Below are 21,404 nucleotides of genomic sequence, written 5' to 3'. Positions count from 1 at the left end.
ACGGCGACCCTTTGATGTCATTCTTGCGGCAGAACCCAGCGGAACCGGGTCGACTGTGTGACGCGCATCGGCTTGCCATTCTGGTCCAGAGCCGGCGCGTACTTGCCGCGACGGGTCACGAGACGGCAGGCGGTCTCGTCAAGATCGGTCGATCCACTCGACTGGGTGATCGAGCAATTCTCGATCTTGCCCTGCTCGTTGACCTGCCACGTCATGGCGACGACGCCCTGACGCCCCTCGCGCTGTGCGGCCGGAGGATAGTCCTCTGCCGTCACCCACGATTGCGGGTTACCCTTGGCCGCAGCCGCCTTCGAAACCACCGGAGCCGGTGGCGGCGGGGGTGCTGGCGGGGCCTCGACGTGAATAACCGGCGGCGGTGCCGGCACCGTCGTGACCGTCGGCGGCGCGATCGTCGGAGCCTGAACGATCGGCGGCGGAGCGACGATTGGCGGCGGCTCGAATTTCTGCTCCGGCGGCGGTGGCGGCGGCTTCTGCTCAGGTGGTGGTGGCTGGTCCTTGATATCCACCACCTTCAGATCTTGCGCAGCCTTCTTGATGACTTGGTATGCCAGGCCGGTAACGAAGGCGTAGCCGATGACGGCGTGGAGCAATAACACCAGCGCGATCGAGACCGCTTTACGCGGTGTCATCGTTGGTTGGTCAGCGTAAGCCATTAAGGAACGACACTCCCTCCAATCCGGGTATGGCCACGATCAGGATCCCCCTCATCGGATCCCATTCGAACAGCACTCTCCACGACAATGATCTTGCGTCAAAGCTCGCGATGCTGCGTGTTCCTATCGCGGCCTATCGACCGACGCAAACGCTTTGTGGCGGTTAACCTTGCTTGCGATATCCTTAATCCCCATGTCAGAGGGAAGCCTATGTTACGAACCGCCTCCGGTCCCGCTTTGTTCGCCGCATTGCTGGCAATCGCCGCCCCATCGTCGGCTGCGGCTCCCGTGACGCCTTATGGTGGCCTCCCCACGGCCTATAGTTACGTGGCGCTCGCCGATATGGCCCTCGCCTCTCCGATCGTGCTCGCCGCCGACATTGCTGATGCGATTCCGATCAAGGATCAGGCGGGCGTGCCGACGGGCAAGACGCGTTATTACATCGACGCGGAGGTGAAAGCGCTGATCAGCGGCCATGCCGATCTGCCGCTGCATGTGACCTATCAGGTTGATATTCCAGCCGATCCACGCAGCAAGAAGGCAAAATTGAAGGGCGTGCCGGTGCTGTTGCTGGCCGCCACTACGGCGACGCCAGGAATGCTTCGCCTGATCGGTCCCGATGCGCAGGTGCCGCGCACCCCCGAGAACGAAGCCCGGATTCGCGCGATCCTGGCAGCGGCGGTCGCGCCCGACGCCCCTCCGGTCATTACGGGAATCACCCGCGCCTTCCATGTCGCCGGCACCCTTCCCGGCGAAAGTGAAACGCAGATCTTTGTACGCACCGCCGATGCGCGGCCGATCTCGCTCAATATCCTGCGTCGCCCGGGCGAGAAGCCGCGCTGGGCGGTGGCCCTGACCGAGCTGGTCGATGCCAGCGCCGCCCCGCCCCCGCCCGACAGCCTGCTCTGGTACCGCCTGGCCTGCGGCCTGCCGCGACAGCTGCCCGACGCAGCGGTGGACGGCCAAGCGCCCGCGGATGCCGATGCCGCGCGAGCGGATTATGCGCTGGTGCTGGCTGGGCTTGGCACCTGCCGCGCGGCATAAGCCATAGCAAGATTTGGTACCCGGCATCCCAGTAAGGGTCCGAATCTCATGAGAGCTCTCGTCTCTCCTGAGACTTCGACCTTCGCCAGTGGCGATGACAGCCTCTAGCGCTCCATATAAGCGAAATCGCGCGGATAGCTTTCGAGCGACGCACCGCCGTCGACGAATATGATCTGGCCGGTCACCGCCTCGGCGCTCGCTAGAAAGGCAACGGTATCAGCCACTTCGACCGCCTTCGGTAGCCGTCCGAGCGGCATCAGCGCGGCCAGCCGGCCGGCCTGATCGGCGGAATATTCAGGCCCGGGAATCGTCAGCCCGGGCGCGACCGCGTTGACCCGCACCGAAGGTGCAAAAGCGCGGGCCAGCGATCGCGTCGCGGCGGCGAGCGTCAGCTTGGACAACGTGTAGGCCGCCTGATCCGGAGGCGGATTGGTGATGCGCTGATCGAGGATGTTGACGATCGCTCCGCGGCCATCCGGCTGAAGTGCGGCCGCGAACTGTTGTGCCAGGATCAACGGCACGGCTGCGTTGACTCGGAAATGGGTCACCAGTTCGTCGAGCGAGACTTCGCCCCAGCCCCCCTCCGACAGCATGGACGCACTGTTCACCAGCAGAGTCGGCGCCCGGCCGAAATGCGCCGTAACTCGATTTATGAGGCTGCCGATAGCAACCGAATCGGAGAGATCGGCAGGGAAAACTTCCCAGCGCGCGCCGTTGCGCGCGATCGCCGCCGCCAGATCGCCTTCGGGCTCGCAGTCAGTGCGCATGTGGAGCGCAAGGTCGTAACCCGCATTGGCCAGCCGCGCCGCGATGACCGCGCCGAGCTTGCTCAGGCCGCCGGTGACGAGGGCGAGCGTCATGGGCGGTCGCGTACCAGCGTCATCCCGATCAATTCGGCGGCAGTGCTGAGCGCCAGCTTGACGATCTGCACCTCCACCCGCAGCACGCGCTCGTCTCCACCGAACAAGGTGTCGGCGATATGATCGGCGACCGATTCGACAAGCGTATAATGATACCCCTGATCGGGCACGCCCTCGATCGCGCGGCGCAGGTCCATATAGTTCTTGGATGCCGACAAGGGCGTGTCGGGCTCGAAGCGGCGTGGCGCGGCTATGTCGCATTTGACCGAGATGCGCAGCGGCTGCGGCATGTGGGTCTCTTCGGAATAGATGCCGGTCAGCACGTCGACGACGATGTCGCTCACCTCCAGCCGCACGATATCGCGGGCGGTGCCCGTTTCGGGCGCCAGCACAGCCGGGCGGGGAGCGAAGGGCTTGAGATCGGTCACGGTCATTCGGGGTGGCTCCAATGCGATGGGGCCGCTCTTAGTTGTGTTGTCATCTGATTCCTATAAGGGGCGCCGTCCCCGGATAAGCCGGCCGCCCCCGGACGATGATGTGAGATGATCGACACCCTGACCATGCTTGTCCCCATCGATCAGGTTGATGCGCGCGATGTGGAGCGCCTGCTCGACGACGCCTTCGGCGCCGATCGGCATCGGCGCACGGCCTATCGTCTGCGCGAAGGTATGACGGCGGTGCGCGAACTTTCTTTCGCGGCACTAGACGACGATGGCCGGTTGGTTGGCTCGCTGCAGAGCTGGCCGGTCGAGCTCGTCACGCCCGAAGGCTTGGGCGTACCGCTCGTACTGGTCGGTCCGGTCGCGGTCGCGCCGTCGCACCAGCGCCACGGGCTTGGCCGCGAGATGATGACGCGGATGCTGGCCGAGGCCGATGCCGGGGGCGCGCCCCGCAGGTGCTGATCGGCGATCCCGAATATTATGGCCGCTTCTTCGGCTTTACCGCCGACGCCACCGGCCATTGGGAATTGCCCGGGCCGTTCGAGCGGCACCGCCTCCTCGCGCGCACCGGCGGACGGACCGTGCCGGCGCGGGGCATGATCGGGCCGCGGCGCTGAGCTTCCCACAGCGGCGCCAACTCGGCTAACGGACGGCATGCCCGAGCGCGCCCCTCCCCCGCCGGACCTGTCGGCCCTGTCGCTGGCCGAGATCGCCCAGGCGGCGTCAGAACGGCGCCTCCCCCCGGTCGATCGCTGGAACCCCGAGCATTGCGGCGACAGCGCGATGCGGATCGCACGCGATGGCACGTGGTATCACGAAGGCTCGCCGATCGGCCGGCCGGCGATGGTTCGGCTTTTCGCGAGCCTGCTCCGGCGCGAGGCCGATGGCCGATTCGTTCTCGTCACCCCGGTCGAGAAGCTCGACATCGCGGTCGAGACCTGCCCCTTCGTCGCCGTCGAAGTGCAGAGTGAGGGCGAAGGGCGCGCGCGCCGCCTTGCCTTCCGGCTCAATACCGACGAGCCCATTATTGCCGGCCCGGCCCACGCACTGCGAATTGAGGATGGCCAGCCTTTGCTGCAAGTTCGTCCCGGGCTCGACGCGCTGATCGCGCGCCCGGTCTATTACGAATTGGCCGAGTTTGCGCTGGCCGAAGGAGTTGAACCGCCGGGCCTGTGGTCCGACGGTGCCTGGTTTCCGCTGGAGGCGTCGTGAGTCTGGCGGATAAAGTGCGCGCTGCACTGGCGGGCGCGGATGCGGTCGAGCCGCTCGAAGGCGACGATTATCAGGCCGCGGGGGAGCATGTTCCGGCCTCGGTGCTCATCGCGATCACCGACCGGCCCGAGCCCGGCGTGATCCTGACCTTACGCCAAGCCACCTTGCGCCGCCATGCCGGCCAGATCGCCTTCCCCGGCGGCCGGATCGATCCCGAGGATGACAACCCGGTCGCGGCCGCGCTGCGCGAGGCGTGGGAGGAGGTGGGACTTCTCTCCGCCGATGTCGAGGTCGTCGGGACGATGCCGTCCTATCGCACGGGTTCCGGCTACCATATCGTTCCCGTCATCGGAGTGGTGCCACCGGATCTGCCGCTGACGCCTCACGAAGTCGAGGTGGCGGCGGTGTTCGAGGTCCCGCTCGCGTTTCTGATCGACAGCGCCAATCATGTCCTGTCATCGCGCGTATTCGACGGCCGCGAGCGGCATTTCCACGTCATCGAGTGGCAGGAGCGGCGGATCTGGGGCATCACCGCGGCGTTGATCGTCAATCTCTCGCGCCGGCTGCAGGGGCTGGTGACGGCATGATCCTTCCCCCTGCCCCCTGGCGGACGCGCCCATCGCTCATCCGGCTGGTCGAGGTACTCGGCGCGGCGCAGGGACTGAGCCGGTTTGTCGGCGGCGCCGTACGTGACACTTTGCTCCATCTTCCGGTGGCCGATCTCGATCTGGCCACCGCGCTGGAGCCCGATGCGGTGATGGCGCGGCTTCAGGCCGCGCAGATCAAAGTGATCCCGACCGGTCTGCGGCACGGCACGGTCACCGCCGTGCTGTCGAGCGGGCCGGTCGAGGTGACAACTTTGCGCCGCGATGTCGCCACCGACGGGCGGCATGCGGTGGTCGTCTTCACCGACGATTGGCGCGCGGATGCGGCGCGGCGCGATTTCACGATCAACGCCCTTTCTGCCGATCCGATCACGGGCGAGATTTTCGATTATTTCGATGGGCTCGCCGATCTCGATGCCGGCCACGTCCGCTTCATCGGCGAACCACTGGAGCGCATTGCCGAGGATCATCTGCGGATCCTGCGCTTCTTCCGCTTTCATGCGCGTTTCGGCCGTGGCGAGCCCGATCCCGCCGGGCTTGCCGCCTGCGCCGCGCGGGCAAACGACCTGATGGCGCTATCGCGCGAACGGATTGCGCAGGAATTGCTCAAATTGCTCGCCGTCGCCGATCCGGGGCCGACCCTGGCGGTGATGGTCGACAACGGAATATTGAAGCCGGTTCTGCCGGAGATCGATCGGGGCGGGGTCGCTCGGCTGCGCCGGCTGGTTGCGCGCGAGACGTCGGCGGGGCTCGCCAGCCCGTTGCGTCGCCTTGCCGCCCTGCTCCCGCCTGATCCCGCTTTGGCCGAAAACGTTGCGGCGCGGCTCAAACTCTCCAATGCGCAACGCAAGCGGCTCGCCCTGGCGGTAGATCCGACCGCGCCGATCGCCGCACGTCCTCTTGCATATGCCATCGGACTCGAAAGCGCGCGCGACCAGCTGCTGCTGCGGGCATCGGACGCCACGCTGCCGGAGGGCATGGATTCCTTACGGAGATGGCAGCCGCCGCGACTTCCGATCGGCGGCGGCGAGTTGGTCAAGCTCGGTCTGCGAGCGGGGCCGGTCGTGGCGGCCACGCTCAAGGCGATCGAGCGGCGCTGGATCGATGAAGATTTTCCCGACGCGGACCGCGTCCAGGCGATTGCGCTCGAAGAGGTCGATCAGGCCGCCCGGTTGCGACAGAAATAATCGAGCGCCGCGTCGGCCGCGAGCGGCCGGGCAAAATGATAGCCCTGCCCGGTCGTGCAACCCAAAGCGGCGAGCGTGCGCGCCGCTTCCACCGTCTCTATACCTTCGGCGGTGGTGGCCATGCCGAGCTCGCGCGCCAGGCTGAGAATCGCGCGGATGATCGCGACCGAATTGCGATTCTCGAGCATGTCGGTGACGAAGCTGCGATCGATCTTGAGAATGTCGATCGGCAAACGCTGGAGATAGGCGAGGCTCGAATAGCCGGTCCCGAAATCGTCCATCGCGACGCAACAGCCGATCTCGTGCATCATCCGCAGTACACGGCTGGCGCGTTCGGGATCGACGACGATCGAACGCTCGGTCAGTTCGAGCGTCAGCCGCCGCCCGTCGATGCCACGCGCCGACAGCGTCGAGACGACCGCCTCGCCGATGTCGTCGCGGGCAATCTGCACCGGCGACATGTTCACGCACATGCGGATCGGCAGCGCTTCGCCGCTACGGCGATCCCAGTCCGCCAGCGTCCGCACCGCGGCGTCGAGTGCCCAGCGCCCGAGCGGCACGATCAGGCGCGAATCCTCTGCCACCGCAATGAATTCGGTTGGCGGGATCGGGCCGTGATCGGGGTGGGTCCAGCGCGCCAAGGCCTCGAATCCAGACACGGCGTTGGTTTCGAGATCGACCAGCGGCTGAAACGCCATGCTCAGTTCGTCATTTTCGATCGCGCGGCGTAGATCGGTTTCGAGACTGAAGCGGCGATGGATGAGGTTGACCTCCCCCGACTGGTAGACTTCGATCCGCCCCGATGTCTTGGCACGCTTGAGCGCGACCTGCGCGTTGCGGAGCATGTCAGCCGATGTCGGCGCGCGATCGCTCCACAAGGCACAGCCGATCGCACAATCGATCCTGATCTCGAGATCGGACAGACGGATCGGGCTGGCAAGTTCGGCCTGCAACCGCCGCGCCGCATGCAATGCGTCCCCGGGTCCGTCGACCAGCCGGATCAATACCCCGAATTCGTCCCCGGCCATCCGCGCGAGCAGATCACCCGGCCGCAGCACCTGCATCAGCCGGTGTGCAACCGTGACGATCAGTTCATCCCCCGCCAACGAGCCGACGCATTCATTGACCCGGCTGAAGCGAACCAGATCGACCGCGAGCACGGCGAAGCCGTCGACGGCGCCATCTTCATCGACCGCATCGGCGACGGCCTCGTTGAAGGCGAGCCGGTTGGGCAATCCCGTGAGACTGTCGAGTTGCATCTCGGCCCGCAGCGACCGGGCGGTCTCGATTTCCGCAGTACGGTCGACCAAGCTCAACATCGCCTGTTCGGGGAAGACACCGGCGGACGGCAGGCGGCTCAGATGGACACGATAATGGCGCCCGCCGACACCCGGCTGGTGCCAATCGCCGACATGCTTCTGCTTGCCGGCCGCCAGAAAGGCGAGCACCGCCTCATCGAGCGGGCGTGTATCGGCCATCCACGGGCCGCTGATTATTCTCTCGAAGCTGCGATTGCGCGCAAGACTGACCGTCGTCGCGCCATCCCTGGCCATGATCGCAGCGGGGATGTGGATCGCGTCGAGATAAAGCTGGCGCAGCGCGAGCTGATCCGGATCGAGCCCCTCGGCGATGACGCACGACAGCGGGCTTCCCTCGCTTTGCAGCGCTCGCGCAACGCCCGCCCGGCTGATCGTGCCATGATCCATATGACGCGTTAGCCTAAAGCGAGCACGTTAATTTTTCGTCATTCCGGGTCGGTCGACGCCGATAAAATCCGCACGGAACCGGGATAATTCCTTGCTTACCTATCGCCCGAAACGGTTGTCGCGCGGGAATCCGGTCGGCGGCATGCGCCCGGCGGCGCCGCGCGCAGCGCGCCACGGGCCGAGTTCGGTTTCGGTTCGCACTCTCCCGCTTTCACCACCCATCGGCCAACTCAGGCCATCCGCGAATCGGAAGGTGATGACGTCGGAGAGGCCGCCGTCGCGGTAGCGCTGGATCTGGGTCCCCTGCCCTCGCGTCATTTCGGGCAATTCGGCGAGCGGGAAGATCACCAGCTTCCGATTTTCGCCGATCGCGGCGACATAATCGTGCCCGTCGGCGATCGGCCGGGCGATGCGCAGCTTGGCATGGTCGCGCAGGTTGACCACCTGGCGCCCCTTGCGCGTCTCGGCGACGATCTCTCGAGCGGAAGCGACGAAGCCCTTGCCATCGGTGGCAGCGAGCAGCAATTTTTCGGCCGGACGCATCGGCAGCAGATTCGTCACTGCGGCATCGGCCTCGAGATCGATCATCAGCCGAACCGGCTCGCCAAAACCGCGCCCGCCCGGCAGCTTGTCGGCGCCGAGCGTATAGATGCGACCGGTATCGGCGATCAGCAGCAATTTGTCGGTCGTCTGGGCGTGGAAGGCAAAGAGCGGGCCGTCGCCTTCCTTGAACTTGAGCGTCTCGGCCGAGGCGAGATCGCCATGGCCCTTCATCGCGCGGATCCAGCCGCGTTGCGACAAAATCACGGTGATCGGCTCGCGCTCGATCATCGCCTCGAGCGGGATGTCGCGCGTGGGGCCCTGCTCCTCGATGTCCGTTCGCCGTTTGCCGAGAGCGGTTTCGGGGCCATAGCGCTCACGCAGCTTGCCGAGATCGCGCTTGAGGCGGGTGCGCTGGCGAGCAGGGCTCTCGATCAGCCCGCGGAGTTCGCCCGCCTCCTTGTCAAGCTTGGCGCGCTCCTGGCGCAGTTCCATCTCCTCCAGCTTGCGCAGCGAACGCAGCCGCATGTTGAGGATTGCCTCGGCCTGCCGATCGGTCAGCGCGAACTCGGCCATCAGCACCGGCTTGGGCTCGTCCTCCTCGCGGATGATCTGGATCACGCGATCGAGGTTGAGATAGGTGATCAGGTAACCGTCGAGCAGCTCGATTCGGTCGGCGATCTTGTCGAGCCGGTGTCGCGAACGGCGCAACAGCACATCGAACTGATGTTCGATCCATTCCGCCAACGCCTGCTTGAGCGACATGACGCGCGGGGTGCGGTCCTTGTCCAGCACGTTGAGGTTGAGCGAGATGCGCGTCTCGAGATCGGTCAGCCGGAACAGGCTGTCCATCAAGGTCTGCGGATCGACGGTACGCGCGCGCGGCTCGAGCACGATGCGGATTTGCTCGTCGCTCTCGTCGCGGACGTCGGCGAGGATCGGCAACTTCTTGTCGTTGATCAGGACGGCGATCGCCTCGATCAATTTGGCCTTGGGCACCTGATAGGGCACCTCCGTGATCACCGCGACCCAGGTGCCCCTGCCCTGGTCCTCGATATTCCAGCGCGCGCGCACCCGGAAGCCACCGCGCCCGGTGGCATAGGCCTCGGCAATCGCGGCGGGGCTGTCGACGACGATCCCGCCGGTCGGGAAATCGGGGCCCTTCACATATTGCAGCAATTCGCGCGGATCGCCCTCGGGCTGATCGATCAGGTGGATCGCGGCATCGATCAGTTCGGCGGCATTGTGCGGCGGGATCGAGGTCGCCATGCCGACCGCAATGCCCGATGCGCCGTTGGCGAGCAGGTTCGGGAACAGGCCGGGCATCAGCTCCGGCTCCTGGTCCTCATTATTGTAGGTCGGGCGGAAGCCGGTGGCATCCTCGTCGAGCCCGCTCATCAGGTCCATCGCGACCTGGGTCAGCTTGCACTCGGTATAGCGGTAGGCGGCGGCGTTATCGCCATCGACGTTACCGAAATTGCCCTGCCCGTCGACGAGCGGGTAGCGCAGCGCGAACGACTGAGCGAGGCGGACCATCGCGTCGTAGACCGAAGCGTCGCCGTGCGGGTGATATTTGCCGATGACGTCGCCGACCACGCGCGCCGATTTCTTGTAGGCAGCGGCAGGATCCATCCGGAGCATCCGCATCGCCCAGAGGATGCGGCGGTGGACCGGCTTCAACCCGTCGCGGACGTCGGGCAGCGATCGCGCGGTGATCGTCGACAGGGCGTAGACCAGGTAGCGCTCTGACAAGGCGCTATCGAACGGGGCATCGACGATAAGGTTGAAGGGATCGGCTGGGTCGGTCATGTCCGGGGCTGGTTAGCAGCGCCGGCTCGGGCTGGCGAGAGCAGGCCGCGTCCTGCTGCATCTGCGTAAAATTGCACGCCGGGGCCTTCCGCTTGCCGGCGGAGCGGGCTAACCAGCCCAGGATCTGATGCGCAAGGGGGCCAGTTTCTGGGATGCTGTTCAACTCCCTTGAGTTTTTCGCATTCCTTGCGCCCGTCTACATTCTCTATCGGATCCTGCCGTTCCGCTGGCAGAACTGGATGCTGCTGTTTGCCGGCTATATCTTCTATGGTTGGTGGGATGTCCGCTTCCTTTTCCTGATCGCTTTTTCGACCACGGTGGATTTCACGATCGGGCTGCTGATGGAACAGCCGGTTCTGTCGCGCCGCCAGCGATGGACGATCACGATCTTCCCGGTCGCTGCGGCTGTCCTGTTTCTATGCCCCGACTGGAGCGCCCTGCAGAACGGCCGGGGCACGATGCTTTCCGACCTGTTTACGCCGCAGCCGATGGGGCTCGAAGTGCTGGCCGGAACGATCGTCGCGGTCGTGCTAGCCAACCTTGCGATCGCCCGGTTGCCGCATATCGAAGAGGAGCGCCGGCGCTGGATCCTGATCGTGGCGTCGGTGATCGTGAATTTGGCGTTCCTGGGCTTCTTCAAATATTTCAATTTCTTCATCGACAGCCTTCAGACGGCAATCGGCGGACTGGGATTCGACCCAGCCAACTTGCGTCTGCACGTCATCCTTCCGGTCGGCATCAGTTTCTACACCTTCCAGTCGCTGAGCTACACGATCAACGTCTATCGCCGCCGGGCGAAGCCAACGGCGCGCTTCTGGGATTTCGCATTGTTCGTGGCCTATTTCCCGCCGATGGTGGCCGGGCCGATCGAACGCGCGCGCCACTTGCTGGCGGAGCTTACCCAGCCGCGCCAGATTCGTTTGGCGCAGACGACGCATGGCATCGTGCTGATCCTGATCGGGCTGTTCAAGAAGATCGCGATCGCCGACGGGCTGGCGCCGGTGGTGACCACGATCTTCACCTCGACCGGCGCGGTCTCCCAATCCGACGTGGCGATCGCGACGATCCTCTTCTCGGTGCAGATATTGTGCGATTTTTCGGGCTATTCGGATATCGCACGCGGCGTCAGCAAATTGCTCGGCATCGAGCTGATGGTCAATTTCAACCTGCCCTATTTCTCGCGCAATCCCAGCGAGTTCTGGCGTCGCTGGCATATCTCGCTGAGTTCGTGGCTGCGCGACTATCTCTACATATCGCTGGGCGGCAACCGGCGCGGCGAGGTGCGGACCTATATCAACCTGTTCCTGACGATGCTGCTCGGCGGCCTGTGGCATGGCGCCGCCTGGACGTTCATCCTGTGGGGTGCCTATCAGGGGCTGCTATTGGTCGTGCATCGTGCCTTCACCCATGGCCGCGAGACATTGCCCAGTTCGACCGAGGCCATCGAGGGGACGACCGATCGGCATGGCGGCGCGATCCAGCGCGCCCGGTTCCTGCCGGTCTGGCTGTCGACGCCGCTCCGCATCGGCTTCTTCATGATCTTCGTCTGCTATGGCTGGATGATATTTCGCGCGACCTCGTTCGGGCAGGTCGCCAGCTTCACTGGCAAGCTCCTTGGCCTCGCCCCCAAGGTCGCTCACAATGCGCTGCCGAACATCCCGCTTTCGGCACTTGCCGGCATGCTGATGCTGGGTGCGATGCAGTTTTGCGACTATCGCGCGGGGCGTCTGGAAAGCTTCCTGCGCTGGCGCGCGCCGCTGCAGGGATTGTTATACGCCGCGTTGATCTTCATCCTGGCGATGGGTTTAAGCAATGCTCCCGTCCAGTTCATCTACTTCCAGTTCTAGGCGCCCGGCGATGCTCGGCCACCGCCGCATGGCGATCCAGGTGCTGGCGGTCCTCGGCTGGACCCTGTTGGCGCTGATCGCGCTCGATGCCGCATGCGGGCTGATCGCCCGTCCGCCGCGCGACCCCCAAAAAGCCGGCAATGCGCTGCAGGTCTATTTCAACTACGGGACCTCGATCGAAGCCAAGCTCCGGCGTCAACTTGGTGCGACACCGGGCCGCGAGGCTTCGATCCTCAAGGCAGGCTGGTTGTCCGGTGAATGCGCGACCCGACGGATCGAACCTGATCCGCGCGGGGTCAGCATCTACGGCATGTCTTTCTCCAACCATGTCGCCGACCAGCTCGCCTTGCTCGATCCCAAGCTTCCAATTGCCCGCTTCGCCGGGCCGGGAGCGCCGCCGAACCACAGCTATGCGTGTTTCCTGCGTCGCAATGAGGCCGGCATCGACGGCAATGGCACCCAGATCCTTGGCATCCTCGCCAGTTCGCTGCGTCGGATGGAGACGCTGTCGGGTGCGAGCACGACCTTCGAGCAGCCGCAGCCCTTCGCCTATCCACGCTTCGTTCTGCGCAACGGCACCTTGATGCGGATCGATCCGGCGATCGACGACGCGGCCGGACTGCGACGGCTCCTGTCGGACCACCATGCGTGGACCCGTTATATCGCCGACCTGACGCGATCCGATCGTTTCGCCTCTCCGTTCATGGCCAATCACGATCTGGTCGATGCAAGCGTGCTGCTTCGCATGGTACGCCGGGCATGGGGCCAGCGCGAGTTGAACGACCGCACCGCAGCTTTGCGCGGACCGACCGGCCGGTTCGAAGGCGCGCCCGATCTCGTGCCGACATTGCAGGCGATCGTCACCGATTTCGCGCGCCGTGCCCGGGCACGCGGGCAACGGCCGATCGTCCTGCTGTTCGAGGACCGTGGCTATGACGGCGTCTTGCGCGATACGATGGTGCCGACGTTGGCCGCCAACCAAATTCCCTATATACTCTCGGCGGATATCATCCCCGCCACCGATGCGAGCGTGTTCCTGCCCGATGGCCATTTCCGGCCCGACCTCGATCGCAAACTGGCCGAGGCGACCCTGCCGCTGATCGAAACGCCATCGCTTGGCAGCATCCGGGGTCATCGATAGGACGTCTCCAACCGAATAGGGGACTTCCATGAAGCTCAAGTCATTGGCCGCCGGTGCGGCGCTCCTTTCCTTTCCACTTGCCGCTGCTCATGCCGATGAGGGCATGTGGACGTTCGACAATTTCCCGGCCGCACGCGTTGCCAAGGCCTATGGCAGCGCGCCCGATAAAGCCTGGCTCGATCGCGTGCAGACCTCTGCGCTGCGTCTGACCGACGGCTGCTCGTCCAGTCTCGTCTCGGGCGAGGGGCTGTTGCTCACCAACCATCATTGCGTCGTCGGCTGCGTACAGGCGGTTTCGAGCGAGCAATCGGATTACGTCAAGAACGGCTTCCTCGCCGCAACGCTCGCGGACGAGCGCAAATGCCCCGGTCAGCAGGCCGAGGTGCTGACCGCGATCACCGACGTGACCGGCCGCGTGCTCGGCGCGATCGGCACGGCCAGTGGCGCGGGGCTGGCCAAGGCGCGCGATGCCGAGGTGGCGGCGATCGAGAAAGCGGCGTGCAAGGATCCGGGGACCGAGCGTTGCCAGGTCGTCACCCTGTTCGGCGGCGGACAGTACAAGCTCTATCGCTACCGCAAATATTCGGACGTGCGGCTGGTGTGGGCACCCGAATATGCCACCGCCCAATTCGGCGGCGATCCCGACAATTTCAACTTTCCGCGCTACGGTCTCGATGCCTCGTTCCTGCGCATCTACGAGAACGGCAAGCCGGTGAAGACGCCGAGCCACCTGACCTGGGCGGCGCGCGCGCCGGTGCCGGGAGAGCTGATCTTCGCGGTCGGCAACCCCGGCTCGACCCAGCGCCTCTTCACGACCGACCAGCTCGCCCTCCAGCGCGATGTCTTCCAGCCGGGGAGCGAACTCTATCTGTCCGAATTGCGCGGTCGGCTGATCGGCGCGACGGCCGGCGATGTCGAAAGGACGCGAACCGCCGCCGACCAGCTCGAGGTGGTCGAGAACAGCTTCAAGGCGCGTTACGGCATGTGGCAATCTTTGCTCGACCCCACATTCTGGGGCAAGCTCGACGCCAATGAGCGCGATCTGCGCGCGCGGGTCGCCAAGGATCCGGCGCTGAACGCGAAGATCGGCGATCCGTGGGGCGATCTCGTCAAGGCCGACACCGCCTATCGCAACCTGTTCCAGCATTATGTCTGGCTCGAAACGCGTGCCGCTGCGCGCTCGACCCTGTTCGACTACGCACGCACGATCGTCCGCGCCGCCACCGAACGCGCCAAGCCTAACGCCGATCGCCTGCCCGCTTATTCCGATGGCGCCTTGCCGCTCGCCCAGAAGAAGCTGCTCGATGCCGAGCCGATCTATCCGTGGCTGGAGGAACTGGACATCGGCTATTGGCTGTCCAAGACGCGCGAATATCTGACGTCGGATGCGCCCGAGGTCCAGCATCTGCTCGGCAAGGAATCGCCCGAAGGCCTCGCGCATCGGCTGGTGAGCGGCACCGCGCTCGCCGATCCCAAGGTGCGCCAGGCGCTGTTCGACGGCGGGCTCGATGCGGTCAGGGCTTCGAAGGACCCGCTGATCCAGTTCGTCCTGGCGACCGATCCCGATGCGCGCGCGGTGCTCGACCGCTATCGCTTCGAGGTCGAAGCGCCGACCGCCGCCGCGCAATCGAAGATCGCGCAGGCGCGCTTCGCGGTCTACGGCACCGATCTCTATCCCGACGCCACCTTCACCCTGCGCATCACCTATGGCAGCGTGCAAGGCTGGACCTATCAGGGCCAGACGATCGCGCCGACCACCAATTGGGGCGGCATGTTCGATCGCGCGACCGGATCGCCCCCCTATGCGCTGGCGCCGAAGACCGCCGCGGCGATGAACCGGATCGATCGCGGCAAGGTGCTCGATTTCTCGGGCAGTCTCGATGTCGTCGGCGGCAATTCGGGATCGCCGGTGATCGCGCGCGACGGATCGGTGCTCGGCGCCCTGTTCGACGGCAACATCCACTCGCTCGGCGGCTCTTACGGTTATGATCCGGCGATCAACCGCGCGGTGATGGTCTCGACCGTCGCGGTCGAGGAAGCGCTCGACAAAATCTATCCGGCGCCGCGCCTCGTGAACGAGCTGCACGCACGATAGACCGACCGGCGGCGGCGATGCCACGATATCGCCGCCGCACCGACGTTGCATAGCATTCGTCGCTGTGGCAGTGTATTATACAAACAACACTCTTCGGAGATCCTGATGCGCCGCCTGCTCTCTGCTGCCGCCATGTTAGCGCTCGCCGCGCCCGCCTTCGCGCAGGCACCCGCGGTGCCGTTGATCGAGCGGGCGAAACTGTTCGGCAATCCCAGCAAGTCGGGCGGCAAGATCAGCCCCGACGGCAAATGGCTGTCCTGGACCGCGCCGCGCGACGGCGTGCTCAATATCTGGGTCGCGCCAGCCGGCAATCCTGCCGACGCCAGACCAATCACAGCCGAGACGAAGCGGCCGATCCGCCAATATTTCTGGTCGCCCGATTTATCGATGATCCTGTTCGTTAACGACAAGGGCGGCGATGAGAATTTCCTGCTCTATGGCGTCGATGTCGCAACCGGCACGCAGAAGAGCCTCACCCCGTTCGAGAAGACCCGCGCCGAAGTCATCAATATCAGCCACACGATCACGGATCGCATCCTGATCGGCCTCAACAATCGCGATCCGCGCTGGCACGACGTCTACAGCCTCGATCTGAAGAGCGGCAAACTCACCCTCGTCCTGCAGAATGATGGCGGCTATTCGGGCTACGTCGCCGACGAACAGCTCGTGCCGCGCATCGCCCAGCGCGCGACCAGCGATGGCGGCGCCGAATTCTTCCGCATCACCGCCGGCAAGGTCGAGGACAAGCCCTTCGCCCGGATCGGTCTGGAGGATGCGCTGACCACCGCCCCCGCCGGCTTCACGACCGACGGCAAGACGCTCTACTGGCTCGATTCGCGCGGCCGCGACACCGCCGCCGTGATCGCGCAGGATATGGCGACCGGCACGACGAAGGTTATCGCCGAGGATCCGCGCGCCGATATCGGCGGGACGATGGTCGATACCAAGACCGGGGTGATCCAGGCCTGGTCGGTCGACTATCTGCGCACCGAATGGAAGGCCGCCGATCCGGCGATCGGCCGCGATCTCGCCTGGCTCAAGGATCAACTCAAGGGCGACGTCTTCGTCACGTCGCGCACCGATGCCGACGACAAATGGACCGTCGCGGTCGATCCGGTGATCAAGCCGTCGAGCACCTGGCTGTTCGACCGCAAAGCGCACAAGCTGACGCAATTGTTCGTAGGCCGGCCCGAACTCGAAGGCGCACCACTGGTCGCGATGTATCCGGTGCCGATCAAGGCGCGCGACGGGTTGACGCTCGTCTCCTACCTGACGCTGCCGCCGGGCACCGATCCCGATGGCGACGGCAAGCCGAACAAGCCGGTGCCGCTGGTGCTGTTCGTCCATGGCGGGCCATGGGCGCGCGACAGCTACGGCTATGCGTCATGGCACCAGTGGCTCGCCAATCGCGGCTACGCCGTGCTGGCGGTCAATTATCGCGGATCGACCGGCTTCGGAAAGAAATTCACCAGCGCGGGCGATCTGCAATGGGGCCGCAAGATGCATGACGATCTGCTCGACGCGGTCGATTGGGCGGTCGCACGCGGCATCACCACCAAGGACAAGGTAGCGATCGCGGGCGGCTCCTATGGTGGCTATGCGACGCTCGCCGGCGTCGCCTTCACCCCCGATGCATTCCACTGCGGGGTCGATATCGTCGGCCCCTCGAACCTGTTCACCTTGCTGCAGACGATCCCGCCTTACTGGGAGGCCGGCAAGCAGCAATTCTACCAGCGTATGGGCAATCCGACGACCGAGGAAGGCAAGGCTTTGCTCCGCGAGCGTTCGCCGCTCTTCATGGCGGACAAGATCAAGGTGCCGCTGCTGATCGGCCAGGGGCAGAACGATCCGCGCGTCAACGTGCGCGAGAGCGAGCAGATCGTCGACGCGATGAAGGCGAAGAGCATTCCGGTCACCTATGTCGTCTTCCCCGACGAAGGGCATGGCTTCGCGCGACCGGTCAACAATATCGCTTTCAACGCGATCACAGAGAACTTCCTCGCCACCTGCCTCGGCGGTCGCGCCGAGCCGATCGGCGACGCACTCAAGCCCTCGTCGGCGCAGGTGAAGGAGGGCGCCGCAGGTGTGCCCGGGCTGGCGGCCGCACTGAAATAGGCCAGTGATACGTCGAGCCATCCTGGCGCTGGCCATCTTCACCGGGTCGGTCTCCGCCCCGGCGCAAGAGGTCGAGCCGGTTACGGCCGCCATCCCGGCCGACGATTATGCGCCCGGCCGCGGGCTCGTCGCCGATCTCGATCGGATCGTGACGCCCAACGGCGTGCAGGAAAGCTTCGTCGCCACGCTCGGCGGCGCACGCCAATATGTGAGCGTGCGCGGTGCCGATCGGCACAACCCGATCCTGCTCTACGTCCATGGCGGTCCGGCTTCGGTGGAACTGCCCATTTCCTGGTCGTTCCAGCGCCCATGGGAGGATTTCTTCACGGTCGTGCAATGGGATCAGCGCGCCGCGGGCAAATCCTTCCCGCTCAACGATCCCAAAGCGATCGAGCCGACCCTCGCCCCCGATCGCTATCGCGACGATGCGATCGAACTGATCGAGTTGCTGCGCAAACGCTACGGCAAACGGAAGATCTTCCTGCTCGGTCACAGCTGGGGATCGGTCGTCGGCCTGTCGGTGGCAATCAAGCGGCCGGATTTACTCTACGCGTATCTCGGCATGGGCCAATTGATCGACTTTCAGGCGAATGAGGAAAGCAGCTACGCGATGGTGCTCGATCAGGCCCGGCGCGATCATAATATCGAAGCTGTGAAGCAGCTGGAGGCGATCGCACCCTATCCCGGCGGGACATCCCTGAGCATCGACAAGACCGCCGTCGAGCGTAAATGGTCGGTCTATTACGGCGGGCTGGCGGCGGGACGGCGCGACGGCGATTTCTACTTCCATCTGGGTCGACTCTCGCCCGAATATGGGCTGGCCGACCGAAAGGCGTGGGACGCGAGCAGCGACTTCACGATGCGCCGGTTATGGCCGAAGCTCGGAACGATCTCGTTCGCACGGGTGCGGACCCTCGACGTGCCGGTCTTTCTGTTCCTCGGCCGGCACGACACGACGACTCCGCCCCAGATCGCATCCGACTGGCTGGCGCGGCTCAAGGCGCCGTCTAAGACGGCCTTCCTGTTTGAGAACAGTGCCCATTTGCCGATGATCGAGGAGCCGGGGCGGATGCTGAAATTGCTGGAAAACGAGGTTCGCCCACTCGCGGGGAGGGATCTCCCTTAAAGCCCTCGCCCGGCCGGGGAATCCGCCGCGGCGTGATCCTTGCCGATTTCGTGGAGCAGCCATTCGCGGAAACGCCTGATCTTGGGCACAGCGCGCCGTTCCTCGGGATAGACCAGCCAATAGCCATAGCCACGGGTCGACGTAAGATCCGACAGCCGCACCAGCCGTCGCTCGGCGAGATCGTTGCGCCACAGGAACGGCGTGAGCATCGCCACCCCCTGCCCCGCCATTGCGGCATGACCCTCGTGCGCCTGGCTGTCGAGGCGAACGCCGGGACGGATCACATCCTCGTCGACTTCCACCCCGGCCTCCTTCAGCCAGTGCGGCCACCATGGATCGTGCGGGCTGATGATTGGGAGTGTCAGCAGATCTTCGGGCCGGATAGTGCCGCCGTGGCGGGCAAGGAAACCGGGGCTGCACATCGGGGTGAAATCGATCGGGAACAACATGTCGCGCGCCAAGCCGGGCCAGGGGCCGACCCCGGCGCGGATACCGACATCCACCTCCTCACGCGCGAAATCGGTGACCTGGTCCCCCGTGACGAGCCGCACGCCGAGACCGGGATTGGCCATCTGGAAGCCGCCGAGCCGCCAGGCCAGCCAGGTGTTGGCAAAGGTGTGCGTGGTCGAGACGCTCAGCATCGCCTCGGTCTCGCTGCGCAGCCGGCCGAAGGCGGCATCGATCGTATCGAAGGCGCGCGCGATCTGCGGCGCCGCCTGTTCGCCGGCGGCGGTGAGCCGCACGCCCCGCCCCTCGCGGCGGAACAAGGCGACGCCGAGCCGCTCTTCCAATAATTTGACCTGATAGGAGACTGCGGCCTGGGTCATCCCCAATTCGGCCGCGGCCGCGGTGTAGTTCAGGTGACGCGCAGCGGCCTCGAACACCCGGACGGCAGCAAGGGGCGGCAGGCGGCGCATGGTTTTATACATAAGCCACCCTTATGATTCATGTGCAAGCTTCGATTGGAGTTGAGGGTCCGAAACGATCATGAGGGACGGGCCCCGGCGAGACGCTCTCGCCGGATGAAAGGAGGCCAATCATGTCGAACACATCCACGTCGAAGCCGCAGAGCGGCTTCTTTGCCCGCATGGTCCAGCTGCTCGCTGCCACCGACAATTTCGTGATCTGGTGGGGCGAACACCGCGCCTGGCCCGCCAACGAGCAGCCCCGGATCGGTCGCCTGCGTTGATGATTACGTTCACCCGTCATTCCTGCGAAGGCGGAAATCCATAAACTCCGAACTTCAGAGGATATGGGTCCCCGCCTCCGCGGGAATGGTGACTCAATTTACTTACGTTCCGACATGCTCTTATCGCGCAAAGCCTTGAATTCCGATCCCGATTTCCAGTTCGGCCAGACCCGGCCGTTCCCGAGTTCCAACCCCAACGCATAGAACAGGTCTACATCCTGCGCGGCACCGCGCAGATCCCACTTGGGCGACCACAGGTCGCACGTCTGGTGGTAGCATTTCATATAATCGGCGAGCCATTCGTCGCCGGCGGCGCGACCGCCCTGCACCAGATCGTGCCCGCCGCTCATTCCCATCAGCAGCAATGACGGCACCCCGCGCCGCACCACCGAGAAATGATCGGCGCGAAAGAACAGGCCGCGCTCGGGGAGCGCCTCGGGGGTGATCGTGCGACCCTGTTTGGCGGCGGCGCTCGCCAGGAGATCGTCGAGGTCGCTCTGGCCGTTGCCGACCAGCACGACATCGTGCGCGGCCCCGGCGGTCTGGAGCACGTCCATCGTCAGATTGGCGACGGTCTTCTCCAGCGGATAGAGCGGGTGCGCGCCATAGGTCTCGGAGCCGAGCAGGTTGCGCTCCTCGCCCGACCACAAGGCGAACAGCAAGGTCCGTTCGGTGCGCGGCGCTGCCTTGAAGGCGCGCGCCAGTTCGAGCACGCCGGCGACGCCGATCCCGTCATCGGCCGCACCGGCACGCACCACGCGCCCGGCGGCATCGGGTGCGCCGATTCCGTAAGCGTCCCAATGCGCGCCGAACATGATCGTCTCGTCGGGATGCGTGGTGCCGGTCAGCTTGGCAATGACGTTGCGGCTTTCGACCTGGTCGTGGGCCACCGCCAGATCCGCGAAGAAGGTGACGCCCTTGAGCGGAACGGGCCGGAAATCGGCGCGGCGGGCGCTCACGCGGAGCGCCTCGATATCCAGTCCGGCTCGGGCGAACAAAGCCTTGGCCGCTTCGCCCTCGATCCAGCCCTGCAATGCCACGCGCGGCGCATCGGCGGCGCGGACGATATCGTAATTCTCTCCGCCTGGCGCGGTCACGGTCGACCAGCCATAACCGGCGCCCGGCGAGTCGTGGACGATCAGCGCGCCGATCGCGCCGCGCCGCGCGGCTTCCTCATATTTGTAGGTCCAGCGGCCATAATAGGTCTCGCGCCGCCCGCCGAACGTGTTGGCGACGGGCTCACCCGCCTGCGCCGCGAAATCGGGGTCGTTGATCAGGAAGACCGCGATCTTGCCGTGGAGGTCGATGCCCTTGAAATCGTCCCACTGCCGCTCGGGCGCGGTGACACCGTAGCCGACGAAGACCATCGGCGCGTCGGCGATCGCGATCCGATCCGCCGGGCGAACGGTGTTGACGTAGATGTCCTTGCCCTGCGTGTAGCCGATCACCGCGCCCCCCATATGGGCTGCGATCGTGCCTGCCCCGATCTTCGTGCGCACCAGGGGCACCGGCTGGGTCCAGCTTCCGCCTGCCCCGCCCGGCTCGAGGCCGAGCGCCTTGAAGCGTCCGATCAGATAATCGACCGTCTTCGTCTCGCCCGGCGTTCCGGGCGCCCGGCCCTGAAAATCGTCTCCGGCGAGCGTCTTCACCGTGGCGGAAAGCTGGGCCGGATCGACCGGTCCGGCCGATCGAGCCGACGCTCCGCTGGCGAGCGCCAGCGCCAAAGGGGCTGCAAGAAAGGATAATTTGCGCATTGCGATGGTCTCCATCGGCTCCTCTTGCGCGAAGTTCATCGCCCTCGCCAGCCCCGCCCT

The 21,404-nt window shown here is 65.2% G+C and carries 17 protein-coding genes and 1 pseudogene; 11 read left to right on the top strand and 7 right to left on the bottom strand.

Annotation, left to right across the window (positions count from 1 at the left end):
- Nucleotides 1-17: 17 nt before the first annotated feature.
- Nucleotides 18-674, bottom strand: coding sequence for an energy transducer TonB (locus AB4Z44_RS05835; RefSeq protein WP_404713122.1), 657 nt, complete (start codon nucleotides 672-674; stop codon nucleotides 18-20).
- Nucleotides 675-884: 210 nt separating this feature from the next.
- Here AB4Z44_RS05835 and AB4Z44_RS05830 point away from each other — a divergent pair, with 210 nt between their 5' ends.
- Nucleotides 885-1,718 (top strand): hypothetical protein, encoded by an 834-nt coding sequence (locus AB4Z44_RS05830; RefSeq protein WP_404713121.1) that lies wholly within the window; start codon nucleotides 885-887, stop codon nucleotides 1,716-1,718.
- A 104-nt stretch (nucleotides 1,719-1,822) separates the two neighbouring features.
- Here AB4Z44_RS05830 and AB4Z44_RS05825 read toward each other — a convergent pair whose 3' ends face one another.
- Both AB4Z44_RS05825 and AB4Z44_RS05820 read right to left on the bottom strand, forming a co-directional pair.
- Complete coding sequence (locus AB4Z44_RS05825) at nucleotides 1,823-2,578, bottom strand: SDR family oxidoreductase (protein WP_404713120.1); 756 nt, start codon at nucleotides 2,576-2,578, stop codon at nucleotides 1,823-1,825.
- Nucleotides 2,575-3,012 (bottom strand): dihydroneopterin aldolase, encoded by a 438-nt coding sequence (locus AB4Z44_RS05820; protein WP_404713119.1) that lies wholly within the window; start codon nucleotides 3,010-3,012, stop codon nucleotides 2,575-2,577. The genes AB4Z44_RS05825 and AB4Z44_RS05820 overlap by 4 nt, the downstream gene beginning before the upstream one ends.
- 120 nt (nucleotides 3,013-3,132) lie before the next feature.
- Here AB4Z44_RS05820 and AB4Z44_RS05815 point away from each other — a divergent pair.
- From AB4Z44_RS05815 to AB4Z44_RS05800, 4 genes and pseudogenes are all read left to right on the top strand, one after another.
- A pseudogene (locus AB4Z44_RS05815) lies at nucleotides 3,133-3,635 on the top strand (GNAT family N-acetyltransferase).
- A 37-nt stretch (nucleotides 3,636-3,672) separates the two neighbouring features.
- The gene (locus AB4Z44_RS05810; RefSeq protein WP_404713118.1) at nucleotides 3,673-4,230 is read left to right on the top strand and encodes a DUF1285 domain-containing protein; all 558 of its coding nucleotides are present in this window, start codon (nucleotides 3,673-3,675) and stop codon (nucleotides 4,228-4,230) included.
- A complete protein-coding gene (locus AB4Z44_RS05805; protein WP_404713117.1) occupies nucleotides 4,227-4,817 on the top strand; it encodes a CoA pyrophosphatase in 591 nt (196 codons plus the stop codon). The genes AB4Z44_RS05810 and AB4Z44_RS05805 overlap by 4 nt, the downstream gene beginning before the upstream one ends.
- Nucleotides 4,814-6,022, top strand: coding sequence for a CCA tRNA nucleotidyltransferase (locus tag AB4Z44_RS05800; RefSeq protein ID WP_404713116.1), 1,209 nt, complete (start codon nucleotides 4,814-4,816; stop codon nucleotides 6,020-6,022). The genes AB4Z44_RS05805 and AB4Z44_RS05800 overlap by 4 nt, the downstream gene beginning before the upstream one ends.
- On the opposite strand, the gene AB4Z44_RS05795 is transcribed toward AB4Z44_RS05800, so the two are convergent.
- Together AB4Z44_RS05795 and parC are read right to left on the bottom strand one after the other, a co-directional pair.
- Complete coding sequence (locus AB4Z44_RS05795; RefSeq protein ID WP_404713115.1) at nucleotides 5,995-7,728, bottom strand: putative bifunctional diguanylate cyclase/phosphodiesterase; 1,734 nt, start codon at nucleotides 7,726-7,728, stop codon at nucleotides 5,995-5,997. The two genes, AB4Z44_RS05800 and AB4Z44_RS05795, sit on opposite strands and share 28 nt — an antisense overlap.
- 99 nt (nucleotides 7,729-7,827) lie before the next feature.
- Nucleotides 7,828-10,077, bottom strand: a complete 2,250-nt coding sequence (gene parC, locus AB4Z44_RS05790; protein WP_404713114.1) for a DNA topoisomerase IV subunit A — start codon at nucleotides 10,075-10,077, stop codon at nucleotides 7,828-7,830.
- Between the two features lie 152 nt (nucleotides 10,078-10,229).
- Between parC and AB4Z44_RS05785 the strand changes: the two genes are divergently transcribed.
- The 5 genes from AB4Z44_RS05785 (at nucleotide 10,230) to AB4Z44_RS05765 (ending at nucleotide 18,401) form a co-directional block, all read left to right on the top strand.
- A complete protein-coding gene (locus AB4Z44_RS05785; protein WP_404713113.1) occupies nucleotides 10,230-11,924 on the top strand; it encodes an MBOAT family O-acyltransferase in 1,695 nt (564 codons plus the stop codon).
- A 10-nt stretch (nucleotides 11,925-11,934) separates the two neighbouring features.
- Nucleotides 11,935-13,065 carry a hypothetical protein gene (locus AB4Z44_RS05780; RefSeq protein ID WP_404713112.1) on the top strand — a complete coding sequence of 377 codons (1,131 nt, stop codon included), beginning with the start codon at nucleotides 11,935-11,937 and terminating at the stop codon, nucleotides 13,063-13,065.
- A gap of 28 nt (nucleotides 13,066-13,093) precedes the next feature.
- Nucleotides 13,094-15,160, top strand: coding sequence for a S46 family peptidase (locus tag AB4Z44_RS05775; RefSeq protein WP_404713111.1), 2,067 nt, complete (start codon nucleotides 13,094-13,096; stop codon nucleotides 15,158-15,160).
- 105 nt (nucleotides 15,161-15,265) lie between these two features.
- Entirely contained in the window at nucleotides 15,266-17,275 is a 2,010-nt protein-coding gene (locus AB4Z44_RS05770) for a S9 family peptidase (protein ID WP_404713110.1), read from the top strand.
- 4 nt (nucleotides 17,276-17,279) lie between these two features.
- Nucleotides 17,280-18,401, top strand: coding sequence for an alpha/beta fold hydrolase (locus tag AB4Z44_RS05765; RefSeq protein ID WP_404713109.1), 1,122 nt, complete (start codon nucleotides 17,280-17,282; stop codon nucleotides 18,399-18,401).
- Here AB4Z44_RS05765 and AB4Z44_RS05760 read toward each other — a convergent pair.
- Nucleotides 18,398-19,330: a LysR substrate-binding domain-containing protein gene (locus tag AB4Z44_RS05760; protein ID WP_404713108.1), complete on the bottom strand. Its 933-nt coding sequence runs from the start codon at nucleotides 19,328-19,330 to the stop codon at nucleotides 18,398-18,400. The genes AB4Z44_RS05765 and AB4Z44_RS05760 overlap by 4 nt on opposite strands.
- A 110-nt stretch (nucleotides 19,331-19,440) precedes the next feature.
- Between AB4Z44_RS05760 and AB4Z44_RS05755 the strand changes: the two genes are divergently transcribed.
- On the top strand, nucleotides 19,441-19,590 hold the full coding sequence (locus tag AB4Z44_RS05755; RefSeq protein ID WP_404713107.1) for a hypothetical protein: 150 nt from the start codon (nucleotides 19,441-19,443) through the stop codon (nucleotides 19,588-19,590).
- 98 nt (nucleotides 19,591-19,688) lie between these two features.
- Here the strand turns inward: AB4Z44_RS05755 and AB4Z44_RS05750 are convergent, their stop codons facing one another.
- Nucleotides 19,689-21,359, bottom strand: a complete 1,671-nt coding sequence (locus AB4Z44_RS05750) for a M28 family metallopeptidase (protein ID WP_404713106.1) — start codon at nucleotides 21,357-21,359, stop codon at nucleotides 19,689-19,691.
- Nucleotides 21,360-21,404: the final 45 nt, after the last annotated feature.

Origin of the sequence: Sphingomonas sp. MMS24-J13 (assembly GCF_044905095.1) — a bacterium.
GTDB lineage: Bacteria > Pseudomonadota > Alphaproteobacteria > Sphingomonadales > Sphingomonadaceae > Sphingomonas_I.
Note: the sequence above shows the minus strand (reverse complement) of the source record. Positions and strands in the feature narration are given on the sequence as shown.